Origin of the sequence: Streptomyces griseoviridis (assembly GCF_005222485.1) — a bacterium.
In the GTDB taxonomy this organism is placed as follows: Bacteria; Actinomycetota; Actinomycetes; order Streptomycetales; family Streptomycetaceae; genus Streptomyces; species Streptomyces hintoniae.
In genome coordinates this window covers 7,937,493-7,950,203 of record NZ_CP029078.1, presented here as the reverse complement: position 1 = coordinate 7,950,203, position 12,711 = coordinate 7,937,493, and the positions used below count along the sequence as shown (strand labels likewise).

General features: G+C 73.2%; 9 protein-coding genes. 1 reads left to right on the top strand and 8 read right to left on the bottom strand.

What is annotated here, in order from left to right:
- Positions 1 to 40 precede the first annotated feature (40 nt).
- The gene (locus DDJ31_RS34375) at positions 41 to 2,128 is read right to left on the bottom strand and encodes a SpoIIE family protein phosphatase (RefSeq protein WP_127176509.1); all 2,088 of its coding nucleotides are present in this window, start codon (positions 2,126 to 2,128) and stop codon (positions 41 to 43) included.
- 57 nt (positions 2,129 to 2,185) lie between these two features.
- Positions 2,186 to 2,413, bottom strand: coding sequence for a hypothetical protein (locus DDJ31_RS34370; RefSeq protein ID WP_127176510.1), 228 nt, complete (start codon positions 2,411 to 2,413; stop codon positions 2,186 to 2,188).
- Positions 2,414 to 2,524: 111 nt separating this feature from the next.
- Between DDJ31_RS34370 and DDJ31_RS34365 the strand changes: the two genes are divergently transcribed.
- Positions 2,525 to 3,940: a lipase maturation factor family protein gene (locus tag DDJ31_RS34365; protein ID WP_127176511.1), complete on the top strand. Its 1,416-nt coding sequence runs from the start codon at positions 2,525 to 2,527 to the stop codon at positions 3,938 to 3,940.
- 26 nt (positions 3,941 to 3,966) lie between these two features.
- Here DDJ31_RS34365 and DDJ31_RS34360 read toward each other — a convergent pair whose 3' ends face one another.
- From DDJ31_RS34360 to DDJ31_RS34335, 6 genes are all read right to left on the bottom strand, one after another.
- Entirely contained in the window at positions 3,967 to 4,434 is a 468-nt protein-coding gene (locus tag DDJ31_RS34360) for a DUF4231 domain-containing protein (protein WP_127176512.1), read from the bottom strand.
- A gap of 79 nt (positions 4,435 to 4,513) precedes the next feature.
- Entirely contained in the window at positions 4,514 to 7,531 is a 3,018-nt protein-coding gene (locus DDJ31_RS34355; RefSeq protein WP_127176513.1) for an alpha-mannosidase, read from the bottom strand.
- Between the two features lie 28 nt (positions 7,532 to 7,559).
- On the bottom strand, positions 7,560 to 9,572 hold the full coding sequence (locus DDJ31_RS34350) for an endo-beta-N-acetylglucosaminidase (protein WP_127176514.1): 2,013 nt from the start codon (positions 9,570 to 9,572) through the stop codon (positions 7,560 to 7,562).
- Complete coding sequence (locus DDJ31_RS34345; protein ID WP_127176515.1) at positions 9,569 to 10,825, bottom strand: glycoside hydrolase 5 family protein; 1,257 nt, start codon at positions 10,823 to 10,825, stop codon at positions 9,569 to 9,571. The genes DDJ31_RS34350 and DDJ31_RS34345 overlap by 4 nt, the downstream gene beginning before the upstream one ends.
- Positions 10,826 to 10,893: 68 nt before the next feature.
- Positions 10,894 to 11,808 carry a carbohydrate ABC transporter permease gene (locus DDJ31_RS34340; RefSeq protein WP_127176516.1) on the bottom strand — a complete coding sequence of 305 codons (915 nt, stop codon included), beginning with the start codon at positions 11,806 to 11,808 and terminating at the stop codon, positions 10,894 to 10,896.
- Positions 11,805 to 12,707 (bottom strand): carbohydrate ABC transporter permease, encoded by a 903-nt coding sequence (locus tag DDJ31_RS34335; protein ID WP_127176517.1) that lies wholly within the window; start codon positions 12,705 to 12,707, stop codon positions 11,805 to 11,807. The genes DDJ31_RS34340 and DDJ31_RS34335 overlap by 4 nt, the downstream gene beginning before the upstream one ends.
- Between the last annotated feature and the right edge of the window lie 4 nt (positions 12,708 to 12,711).

Sequence of the window (12,711 nt, the reverse complement as noted above, 5' to 3'; positions counted from 1 at the left end):
ACGTCCAGAGTGCCATCCGGGGCGGGTGATGCCACCGGGGTCAGTCGCCGTCCGCCACCACGAACTCGCACCACACGCACTTGCCGCCGCCCCGCGCCTCCACGCCCCAGCCGTCGGTGAGCCGGTCGACCAGCAGCAGCCCGCGCCCCGATACCCCCGCCTCACCCGGGTCGCGGCGGCGCGGCAGCGCGCTGGAGGTGTCCTCGACCTCGACCCGCAGCCTGCGGTCACCGCCGGTCAGCACCCTGAGCGTGACGACGGCGGCGCCCTCCGTGTGCACGAGGGCGTTGGTCACCAGCTCGTCGGCGACCAGTTCGATCTCGTCGGCGCGCCCGCCCGCGTCCCAGGTCCGCACGGCCGTCCTGATCAGATGCCGGGCGGCCCGCAGGCCCTCGGGATCGCCCGGGGCCACGTGCTGCTGGAGCCGGCCGCCCGAGTGCGGGGTGTCCAGGCCGCGGCGGCGCAGCAGGAGGACGGCGACATCGTCGTCGCCGCCGCGTTCCTCGGCCATCTCTATCAGCCGGTCGGCGAGGTCGCGGACGTCGTCGGGGCCGTCCGCGATGAGGGCGGTCAGGGTCCGCATGCCGTCGTCGAGGTCGGCGCCCGGCTGTTCGACCAGGCCGTCGGTGCAGAGCAGCAGGGTGGCGCCCGGGTCGAGTTCGACGATGCCGACGGGGTAGTCGAGACTGCCGAACTCGGCGGAGAGCCCGAGCGGCAGCCCGCCCTCGACGGTGGCCCGGCCGCAGCCGCCGTCGGCGTCGCGCACCAGCGGGTCGATGTGGCCGGCCCTGACCACCTGGACGACGCCCGTGCTCAGGTCGACCTCCGCGTACAGGCAGGTCGCGAACCGGTCGGTGTCGAGTTCGTGGAGGAAGACGGAGGCGCGGGCCATCACGGCGGCCGGGGTGTGGCCCTCGGCCGCATAGGCGCGCAGCACGATCCGCAGCTGGCCCATGACGGCCGCCGCGTGCGTGTCGTGTCCCTGGACGTCGCCGATGACGGCGCCGACCCGGCCGCCCGGCAGCGGGATCAGGTCGTACCAGTCGCCGCCGATGTCCCGGCCGAGCGAGCCGGCGGCGGTGCCCGCCCGGTAGCGGACGGCGATGTCGGCGCCGCGCACGCTGGGGATGGTGCGCGGCAGCATGGCCTGCTGGAGGCTGCTGGCGAGGTCCTTCTCCTGCTCGTAGAACATGGCCCGCTGCATGCTCTGGGCGATGCTGCTGCCGAGCGCGACGAGCACGTTGCGCTCCTCGGGCGCGAAGCGGTCGCGGTCGCTGTAGAGCAGGCCCATGGCGCCGATCGGGCGGCCCTGCACGATGAGCGGGAGGTAGGCGGCGGCCGTGATGTGCAGGTCGGCGAGGTGCGGCCAGAGGATCGGGTAGCAGTCGGCGAACTCCCCCGGCGACTCGATGAAGCGCGGGGTGAGGGTTCGCACCACCTCGCTCATCGGGTAGGGCTCCTCGATGCCGGTGACGAGGGTGCCGGGCACGAAGCTGCCGGCCGGGCCCTCCGCGACCAGCCGGATCCGGCCCGCCTCGACCAGTCCCATGACGAGGCTGGTGGCACCCAGGTGGGTGAGGCCGTGGGTGTCCTTGAGGACGTCGATGACGTCCTGGACGGTCCTGGCGTGCGCGAGCGCGGCCGTGGTGAGCTGGACGACGTTGGTCTGCTCCCGGCGGGCGGCGTCCTGGGCGTCCTGCAGGCGGCGGGCCGCGCTGTCGCCCAGCTCCTGGGTGGCGTCCCTGACGATGCCGATGATCCGGCGCGGCCTGCCGTCGTCGTCGCGCCGGATGTAGCCCTGGGTGTGGGTCCAGCGCAGGGTGCCGTCGCGGCGGCGGGCGCGGAAGTAGACGCCGTAGTTCTCGCTGCCGTCCTTGATGGCCTGGGCGACGACGGTGTCGAGGCGGCGGCCCTCGGCGGCCGGGATCCGGGCGGCGAGGCTCTCGGGCCGGCCGTCGTACTCGTCGGGGCGCAGGTCGAAGACCTCGTGGGCTTGGGCGTCCATGTGGAAGAGTCCGGTCGCCAGGTCCCAGTCGAAGCTTCCCATGCGGTTGAGCGCCAGGATCGGGTCCGGGTGGGCGGGCCAGTCGTCCGGGAGTGACGGGGCGCTCGCTCCCCGATCAGCCATGGGGCCACCCTGCCAGGGTTCGTCAGATTATTCGACTCGTCCGGGCGGACCGTCGGGTCAGCGGCTCAGGAAGTCGGTGGGGCTGTCGAAGATGCTGCCGGTGTCGGGGGCCCCGGCCGGTCCGACGACGCTCGCCCCGCCCGTCCCCGGGCTCCCTGACCGTTCCCCGTCACCACCACCGCCGAAGACGGCGACGAGGAGCGCCGCCGCGAGCGCGCAGAGGGCTGCCAGGGTTCCGGTGGCACTGCGCACCTTGTCCTCCTGCGACGTTTCGAGATGTTTCATCACTATGGTCTGCATTGTCGCCGTCTCTCCCGTGGGTTGCGCAACCGGAGCGCGGACACCCGGAGGGGCACGGTCGCACCGACACGACAGCGGAGGGAGGCCGGCCGAGCCGTGGAGTGGTTCACCGCGCCCGGGTACGGGTGGAGCAGGCTGGTCTTCCAGCGCGCGCTGGCCGGTGTGTACCTCGTGGCGTTCCTGACGACGGCGCTGCAGTTCCGGGCGCTGATCGGGACGCGCGGGCTGCTGCCGGTGGAGCGGCTGACGGCCCGGGTGCCGTTCCGGCACGCGCCCGGGATCTTCCGGCTCCACTACTCCGACCGGTTCTTCGCGCTCTGCGCCTGGGCGGGGTGCTCGGTCGCGGCGGCGCTGCTCGCCGGGGCGGACTCGCTGCTGCCGCTGTGGGCGGGGATGCTGCTGTGGCTGGTGCCGTGGGCGCTGTACCTGTCGATCGTCAACGTCGGGCAGACCTGGTACGCGTTCGGCTGGGAGTCGCTGCTCCTGGAGGTCGGCTTCCTCGCGGTGTTCCTCGGCAACGACACGGTGGCGCCCCCCGTCGTCGTGCTGTTCCTGCTGCGCTGGGTGCTGTTCCGGGTGGAGTTCGGCGCGGGTCTGATCAAGCTGCGCGGCGACACGTGCTGGCGCAGGCTCACCTGCCTCTACCACCACCACGAGACGCAGCCGATGCCCGGCCCGCTGAGCTGGTTCTTCCACCGGCTGCCCCGGCCGCTGCACCGGGCGGAGGCCGCGGCCAACCATGTGACCCAACTCGTCGTGCCGTTCCTGCTGTTCACCCCGCAGCCGGTCGCCACGGTGGCCGCCTGCCTGATGATCGCGACCCAGCTGTGGCTGATCCTGTCGGGCAACTTCTCCTGGCTGAACTGGCTCACCGTCACGCTGGCCGTGTCGGCGGTCCGGTTCCCGGGCGGCGCGCGGCCCGCGCCGGCCGCCCCCCTCTGGTACGAGGTCCTGGTCCTCGCGGTCGCCGCGCTGCTGCTCGGCCTCGGTGTCCGCCCGGTGCGCAACATGCTCTCCCGGCGCCAGGTCATGAACCGCTCCTTCGACCCGCTCCATCTGGTCAACACCTACGGCGCGTTCGGCACGGTGAGCCGGGTCCGCCACGAGATCGTCGTCGAGGGCACCGCCGACCCGGTGCCGCGCGAGGACGGCGACTGGCGGGAGTACGACTTCAAGGGCAAGCCGGGTGATCCGCTGCGGGCACCACGCCAGTTCGCGCCCTACCATCTGCGCCTGGACTGGCTGATGTGGTTCGCCGCGCTCTCCCCCGGCTACGCCGAGCCGTGGTTCGGGACCTTCGTGGAACGGCTCCTGGAGAACGACCGCGCCACGCTGCGGCTGCTGCGCCGCTCCCCCTTCCCGCCCGACGCGCCGCCCCGCTACGTCCGCGCCCGCCTCTTCCGCTACCGGTACACGACCTGGCGCGAGCTGCGGGAGACGGGCGCGTGGTGGGAGCGGACCTGTGTGCGGGAGTATCTGCCGCCGACCCGGCTCGCGGACCGGCGGCCGTAGCGGAGGCGGTGTCGCGCGGGCGCGGGTCAGGCGCCCGCGGCCGGCGGTCCCGGTTCGGGGCGCTGGCCCTGCGTCTGGGTCCACTCGCGGAGTTCGTCCGTGCCGACCTCCTCGATCGCCGTCCGCAGCGCCGTGCGGGCGGCGTCGTCGCGGGCGGCGGGCGCGGTGAGCAGGTAGCGGTCGACGGCCCGTCGCAGGGTCTCACCCGAGCGGGCGGCCAGGACCCAGCGGGCGCCGGGGTTGAAGATCTGTCGCACCCCGGTGAAGAAGACGGCGCCGCCCGCGATCAGCGCCGTCAGCCAGGCCGGTGCGTGCAGGCCCGCCGCCACGACGGTCGCGGACGTGGCGGCGATGGCGCCCAGTTCGGTGACGTAGTGGGTGCGCCTGGCGGAGTCGCGGGTGCGCGTGTAGAACGCCAAGTCCCGGCGCGCCAGGGCCAGTACGGGATCGGGTGCGCTCTCCCAGGACTGGTCGTCGACCGCTCTGCGTCTCATCGGCACATCATCGGGTGCGCGGGACGGCGAGGGGAAGCCGGCCGGGCCGCGCACCCGGCCGGCCGTGCTCCCCGCGCGGTCAGGCCCGCGCGAACCGCAGGGTCACCAGCTCGAAGGGCCGCAGCCGTACGGTGATCCGGTCGCCGTCGCGGGCGGGCGCCGGCGCCTCGGGCAGCGGACGCTCCAGCAGGTCGGTGACGGTCACCGACGCGGCCTCGAAGCCGAGCGCCAGGGTGGCGCGGGCCCGCCCGCCGTGCGCCTCGTGGAAGCGGACGACGACGTCGCCGCTGCCGTCGTCGGCCAGTTTGACGGCGGTGACGACGACGGCGTCCTGGTCGACCGTCACCAGCGGCGCCACCTCGCCCGCGCCGCTGGTACGCCGCTCGGGCACGTTGATCCGCCAGCCCTCGCGCACCGCGTCCCCGATGCCGGCGCCCGGCACCAGCGCGTGCCGGAACCGGTGGACGCCCTGGTCGGTCTCGGGGTCGGGGAAGCGCGGGGCGCGCAGCAGCGAGACCCGCACGGTGGTGGTCGTGCCGAGGTCGCCGTCCTCCCGGACGGTACGGGTGACGTCGTGGCCGTACGTCGAGTCGTTGACGACGGCCACGCCCCAGCCCGGCTCCTCCAGGTGCACGAACCGGTGGTTGCACGCCTCGAACTTGGCCGCCTCCCAACTGGTGTTGGTGTGGGTGGGCCGGTGGAAGTGCCCGAACTGGGTCTCGGACGCGTACCGTTCGGCGTGCACGTCGAGCGGGAAGGCGAGCTTGAGGAACTTCTCCGTCTCGTGCCAGTCCACCTCCGTGTCCACCAGCAGCCGCCGCTCCCCCGGTGCGAGGGTGAGCAGTTGGGTCACGCGCGAGGTCCCGAAGGTCCGCACAACCCGCACCGAGGCGTCGCCCGCGGCCGTGACCTCGTCCGCGTCGGTCAGGTCGGTGACGGTGTTGCGGTAGAACGCGTCGACGTCCCAGGCGTCCCACATGTTGGGGAAGTCGGGGTGGAGCTGGAGGAGGTTGGCGGCCCTCCCCGGCGCGACGCTCTCGCGCTCCGCCGCGAGGTCGTAGGCGGAGACGACGAGCCCGTGGCCGTCGATCTCGACGCGCAGCAGGCCGTTGTCGAGGACGTGTCCGCCGCCCTCGCGCGGGGTGACGGCCGTGGCGTCCTGGGCGGCGGGCAGGCCGGCGCCGCCCGCCGGGACACCGGCCCGCGGGTGCGGGGCCGCGTTGAAGACGAGCGGGGTGGCGCCCTCGCCCGCGAGGGCTTGCTGGGCGGCCTCGACGATCGCGGTCAGCTCCTCGGCGATCCGGTCGTAGGTGCGGCGGGCCTCGCGGTGCACCCAGGCGATCGAGGAGCCGGGCAGGATGTCGTGGAACTGGTGCAGCAGGACCGTCTTCCAGATCCGGTCCAACTCCTCGTAGGGGTAAGGAAATCCGGTGCGCAGGGCGGCCGTGGCGGCCCACAGCTCGGCCTCCCGCAGCAGATGTTCGCTGCGCCGGTTGCCCTGCTTGGTCCTGGCCTGGCTGGTGAGGGTGGCGCGGTGCAGTTCGAGGTACAGCTCGCCCACCCACACCGGCGGGTGCGGGTATGCGGCCTGCGCCTTCTCGAAGAAGGCGCGCGGGGTCTCCCAGACGACGGTCGCGGAGCCCTCCAGGTCCCGCAGCCGCCCTGCCTTGGCGACCATCTCGCGGGTGGTGCCTCCGCCGCCGTCGCCCCAGCCGGTGGGGGCGAGGGAGTGCCGGGCGACGCCCTTGTCCTTGAAGTTCCGCGCCGCGTGGGCGATCTCGGAGCCCTTCATGGAGCAGTTGTAGGTGTCGACGGGCGGGAAGTGCGTGAAGATCCGGGTGCCGTCGATGCCCTCCCACTGGAAGGTGTGGTGCGGGAACTTGTTGGTCTGGGACCACGAGATCTTCTGCGTGAGCAGCCACTTGGAGCCGGCCGCCTTGATGATCTGCGGGAGTCCCGCGGCGAAGCCGAAGGTGTCGGGCAGCCACGCCTCGTCGTTCTCGATGCCGAACTCGTCGAGGAAGAACCGCTTGCCGTGCACGAACTGACGGGCCATCGCCTCGGAGCCCGGCATGTTGGTGTCCGACTCGACCCACATGCCGCCGGCCGGCACGAACCGTCCGTCGGCGACGGCCTTCTTCACCCGGGCCCACACCTCGGGCCGGTGCTCCTTCACCCAGGCCCACTGCTGGGCCTGGGACATGGCGAAGACGAAGTCGGGTTCGTCGTCGAGGAGCGCGGTCATGTTGGAGGTGGTGCGGGCCACCTTGCGGACCGTCTCGCGCAGCGGCCACAGCCACGCCGAGTCGATGTGCGCGTGCCCGACGGCGCTGACGCGGTGCGCGGAGGGCGCGGCCGGGGTGGTGAGCACCTCGGTCAGCCGGGCGCGGGCCGCCTCGGCGGTGCCGCCCACGTCCTGGAGGTCGACGGCGTCAAGGGCCCGTTCCACGGCCCGCAGGATGTCCCAGCGGCGCGCGGACTCCACGGGCAGCTCGGCCATCAGCTCGCCGAGCACCTCCAGGTCGATCACCAGGTGCCAGACCGTCTCGTCGAGGACGGCCAGGTCCATCCGGGTCAGGGTGTACTGGGGTTCGCTGCCCGCGGTCTCCTTGTCGCCCAACTGGGTGGGCAGGAAGGGGTGGTAGTCGAGGATGACGGGGTTGGAGGCGGCCTCGATGTGCAGGCGCACCTCTTCGCCGCCGGCCACCGGCGCGCCGATCCGCACCCACTGGTTGCGCGGGTTGAGGCCCTTCACCGGGGTGCCGTCGGGCCGGTAGACGAGGCCCTCGCACTGGAAGCCGGGCATGTTCTCGTCGAAGCCGAGGTCGAGGATCGCCTCGACGGTCCGGCCCGCCCACTCCTCGGGGACGGTTCCGGTGACCCGGAACCAGCTGGTGCCCCAGGGAGCGCCCCAGCGGGCGCCCACCTCGATCGGCCCGGGTTCGGCGGCCAGCCCCTCGGCGACCGGCACCGGTTCGTCGGGCGCGTGCCAGACCGCCACGTCGAGGGGGACGGAGTGCGGGTACACGGCGGGGCGGATGCGCTCGTCGAGGACGCGCTTGAGACGGGCCTCGACCAGGTTGCGGTCGTCATGCATGGGGGGTGCTCCAAGACTCGGGTGACGGTTACCAGGGGTGGGTCACGGTGACGGGGTCCGACGCTGTGTACAGCTCCCCTACGGCGCGCACTTCGAACCGTGCTGTCCGCTCGCCCTGTTCGGCGGTGAGGGCGCCGGCGAAGAAGGCGCGCTGGCCGGTGGCGCCGAGGAAGCGCCTGGTGCCGTCGGGCAGCAGGCGGTGCACGGTGTAGTGGCGGACCTGCCCCTGGGCGGCGGACCAGGCGAGGCGCAGGTCGCCGCCCGAGGCGTCGGTGACGCGTGCGTCGGCGGGGGCGCCGGGGGCCGCGGGCGCGTCCAGGACGGCGATCCCGCCCAGCCGCCAGGTGACCGCTCCCCCGGTGGCGGTGAGCCGCACGCCGAGGGCGCGCACGGTGCCCGACACGCCGGTGAGCGGGACGGTCGAGGTCCGCCAACCGCCGTCGCCCGCCTCGACGGGGAGGTAGGTGTAGGGCGGGGCGGTGCCCGCGGCGTCGGGTTCGGCGGTGGCGACGGCCAGTTCGACGCGGACGGCGCCCGCGTCGGTGCGGTGGGTGAGTTCGACGACGGTCTCCGCGGTGACGGGCAGCCGGGTCGCGTACAGCTCGACGGTGGCGGGCGCGTCGAGGGCGCCGGTGACCAGGACGCTGCTGCCGCCGCGCCAGGCGTCCGCGAAGTCGAGGGTGACGGCGGGGCGGGCGCCGCCGGTGTGGACGGCCCAGCGGCGGGCGGGCAGCACGTCCTGGAGGCCGAGGTGGTTCCAGGGGGCGGTGGAGGCGACCGTGCCGTCCTCGTACCAGCGCAGTCCGTGGCCGGTGTTGAAGACGCTCGCGAACGGCAGCGAGGTGACGGTGGAGCGGTCGGCGACCGACACGGCGGGCGCCCGCCAGGGGTCGGCGGGGTCCGGGTGCGACGGGTCGAGCGAACGGCCGGTCCAGAAGCGGTCGTCGGCGGCGTGGAAGTCGCCCGGGGTGCGGCCTGCGGGGAGGTGGTTGCGGGTCCACTCGGGCCGGTAGAAGCCGACGGACGTGCGGTGGGCCGTGCTGGTGGGGACCATCGCGTCCCAGTTCACCGAGGTGTTGGAGCCATGGGACTCGACGTCGACGCCGGCCCACAACTGGTAGCGGCTGCGGCCGAGTTGATCGGCCCTGGTGCCGGAGGCCGCAAGGGTGCTCGCGCTCCAGCGGAAGTCGACGAACAGGTCGTCGGCGGCCTCGAAGAACGCCTGGTTGCGGTCGTTGAGGGCGCCCTGCCAGCTCACCGTGCCGCTCACGGTCATCGAGTCGTACCAGGTGACCCGCTGCCCCCTGGCCGCCGCGAGGGACCTCAACTCGGCGACGAAGCCCCGCATGTCGGTGCCGAGGGCGGTGTCGCCGCCGCCGGTCTCGGCGTTCAGGAACCAGCCGTCGAAGCCGTACGCGGCGGCCACGGCGACGAGTTGGGCGGCGAGCGGGTAGTGACCCGCGGAGTCCTTCTGGACCAGGTCGCGGGTCCACTGGAGCTGTCCGCCGTAGGCGACCGGCGGCAGGAAGACGTTGCCGAGGACGCGGACGCCGTGCCGGTGGGCGGCGTCGACGACCGGGGCGTTCGGGGCGAGGATCAGGCCCTCGCCCGAGGAGCCGCCCCAGAACACCAGTTCGTCGAGGTACGCCCAGTGGGTGAGGGCGTAGTGATCGGCGGTGACCGAGCCCTGGGAGGGGTTGGACGAGGTCGGTCCGAAGGAGACCAGGGACTGGATCCGGGCCTGGTCGGTGCGGGCGGTGGCGTTGGCCGGGGTGGGGGTGAAGCGCGCGGCGAGCGGCACGGAGGCGGAGTTGAAGGCGAGGTCGGGGTCGGTGGCCGCGCTCCAGTTCTTCAGGCCGCGCCAGGTGATCCCGGCGCCCGGGGTGCCGGCGGGCAGCGAGTCGGGGTACCAGTAGGACGCGTACGGCTGGAGGGACGCGGCGGCGGCCTTCGCCGCGCCGGTGGCCGCGGCGGCGGGCGCGGTGGGGAGCAGGGCCGCGGCGGCGCCCGCGATCAGGACGGTGCGTCGGGTGGGGTTCACGAGCGGGTGCCTCCTGGTGGGGTGGGGAGTACCTGGTCGGGAGTGACGACGTCGGTGATGCCGCGGGCCGCGAGGTGGGCGGCGTCACGGCTTCGGGTGTCGAGGACGGTGGTGGGGCGGGCGCCGTCGGCGGTCAGCGAGAAGAACGCGTCGAAGACCGGGCCGCCGGGCGCGCAGGCGGAGCGGGCGGCCGGGTCGGCGGGGACGACGAGCGCGGTGGTGCGCGGCCGCGGGGTGTGCCGGTCGGCGGCCGCCGCTTCGGCCAGTGCGCGGGCGGTGTCCTTGGGCCGCCGGTCGTTGGTCAACAGGCCGAGCCCGTATTCCAGTTCGGGGAAGTCGGCGAGGTCGCGCGAGACGTCGTGGGAGCACCACCAGGTGATGCCCCACAGGTCGGGGCAGTCGAGCGCGTTGGCGATCGTCGCGGCGGTGAAGGCGGCGGCGTGCTCGGGCGGGACCAGCGGGGCGGGGGCGCCGACCTCCTGGAGCCAGACCGGGCGGCGCGGGTCTTCGGCCCACGCCTTGCTCAGTTCCACGAGGTAGGCGGCGTGGTGCTCGGCGGGCACGGAGGCGCGGCCGTGGCGCTGGGCGGTGCCGTTGAAGACCCAGGAGTGGACGGCGGTCAGGGCGCCGCGCCTGGCGGCCTGGCCCGGGGTGAACGGCATGTCGTCCTGGTACCAGGTCGCGTCGTACTCGGCGTGCAGATGGAGCCTGCCGGGGGCGCCCCGCTCGCAGGCGGCGAGCAGGTGTTCGAGCCAGGCGTCGATCTGGTCCTCGGTGGCCGGGTCGGGGTCGGGGTGGGGTCCGGCGGAGAACTGGTTGACCTCGTTGCCGAGGGTCATGCCGAGGAAGTGGGGGCGGTCGGCGAGGGCGGCGGCGAGGGTGTGCAGGTAGGTGGCGAGGCCGTCGCGGACGTCGGGGTCGGTGAAGAGGTTGCGGCGGTGCCAGCTGCGGGTCCAGGCGGGCAGGAAGTCGAAGCTGCTCAAGTGTCCCTGCAACGCGTCCACTTGGACGTCGAGGCCGCGTTCGCCCGCCGCGTCGACGAGGGCGAGGAGCTGCTCGACGGCGCGGGGGCGGATCAGGGTGCGGTTGGGCTGGAAGTAGGGCCAGAGCGGGAAGACCCGGAGGTGGTCGAGGCCGAGCGCGGCGATGGAGTCGAGGTCGGCCCTGACCGCGTCGAGGTCGAAGTCGAGCCAGTGGTGGAACCACCCCTGGCTGGGGGTGTAGTTGACGCCGAAGCGCACGGCAGCAGGCATGCGGTGTCCTTGCGGGGCGAGGTGGTGTCGGCCGGTCGGAGCGGAACGGCGCTGTTCCGGTGGCGGGTTCAGCCCTTGACGGCTCCTTCGCCGACGCCGCGGAAGAAGTACCGCTGGAGGCAGGCGAAGAGGGCGATGAGCGGGGCGACGGCGATGATCGTGCCGGCGGCGACGAGCCGTTCGTCGTTGGCGAAGGTGCCGTGCAGGTAGTTGAGCCCGATGGTCAGGGTGAAGCGGGACGGGTCGCTGAGGACGATCAGCGGCCACAGGAAGTCGTCCCAGGCGCCCATGAAGGCGAAGATCGCGACGACGGCGAGGGTGCCCTTCACGGACGGCAGCGCGATCCGCAGGAACCGCTGCCAGACGTCGGCGCCGTCGACGTAGGCGGCCTCGTCGATCTCGTGCGGGAGGCTGAGGAAGGCGTTGCGCATCAGCAGGACGTTCAGCGCGCTGACGCAGCCGGGCAGCACGACTCCGATCAGGGTGTTGTTGAGGCCCAGCTCCCGCATGGTGGTGAACTGGGCGATGATGATGCCCTCCACCGGCACCAGCATGGCCAGGACGAAGACGAGCGTCGCGGCCTTGCGGCCCCGGTAGCGGAGCCTGGCCAGCGCGTACCCGGCGAGCGCCGAACCGACGCAGTTGGTGACGACGTTGGCGCCCGCGACCTTCAGCGAGTTGAGGGCGTAGTCCCAGACCGGGATGGTCTCCGCGACCCGTTCGTAGTTGTGCAGGGTGGGGTGGCCGGGCAGGAAGCTCGGCGGGGAGCTGTAGATGTCCTCGGTGGGGCCCTTGAGCGAGGTGGACAGCTGCCACAGGAACGGGCCGACGGTCAGCGCCAGGACGGCGAGCAGCAGCAGGTAGCGCAGGGCGAGTTCCCAGCCGCGCAGCCGGCGGCCGTGCTCGTCGGCGAAGCGGGGCCCGCGCGGCGTGCGGGCGGCGGCCCGCCCGGGTGCGGGGCGTGCCCGGTCGAGGACGCTCATGACGCGTCCTTCCGGTCGGCGCGCAGCACGAGCAGCATCAGGGCGACGGTGACGGCGAAGACGACGACGGAGAGGGCGGAGGCGTAGCCGACCCGGCCGGTGAGGCCGGTGCCGGTGCGCTGGACCAGCATGACGAGGGTGGTGTCCTCGCCCGCGGGGCCGCCGCTCGGGCCGGCCATCAAGTAGACCTCGGAGAACACCTTGAAGGCGGCGACCGAGGAGAGCGCGCCGACCAGCACCATGGTGGAGCGGACGGCGGGCACGGTGACGGAGAGGAAGCGGCGCAGGGCGCCCGCGCCGTCCACGGCGGCCGCCTCGTGGAGTTCGCGGGGCACGTTCGCCAGCGCGGCCAGATAGATGATCATGTAGTAGCCGAGGCCCTTCCAGACCGTGACGGCCATGGCGCTCATCAGCAGCAGCCACTGGTCGCTGAGGAAGCCGACCCGGCCCACCCCGACCGCCTCCAGCAGCGCGTTGACGAGGCCGCGTTCGTCGAGGAGCCAGACCCAGATCAGGCCGACCACGACGATGGAGGCGACGACCGGGGTGTAGAAGGCGGAGCGGAAGAAGGTGATGCCGGGGATGTTCTTGCGCACCAGGAGCGCGAGCAGCAGCGGCAGGACGACCAGGGCGGGCACCACGCCGAGGACGTAGAGGCAACTGTTGCGCAGTCCGATCCAGAACATGTCGTCGTGGAGCAGTTCACGGAAGTTGGCGAGGCCCACGAAGCGGCCGGGCAGCAGGGTCCGCCGGTCGGTGAAGGAGTTCACCAGCGTGGAGAGGAACGGGTACAGGATGAACACGCCGACGATCAGCAGTCCGGGCGCCGCGAACAGCCAGGGGCTGGTCGGCAGTTGACGCCGGATGCGGGTGGTGGCCGGGGCAGTGGGGCTCGCCATGACG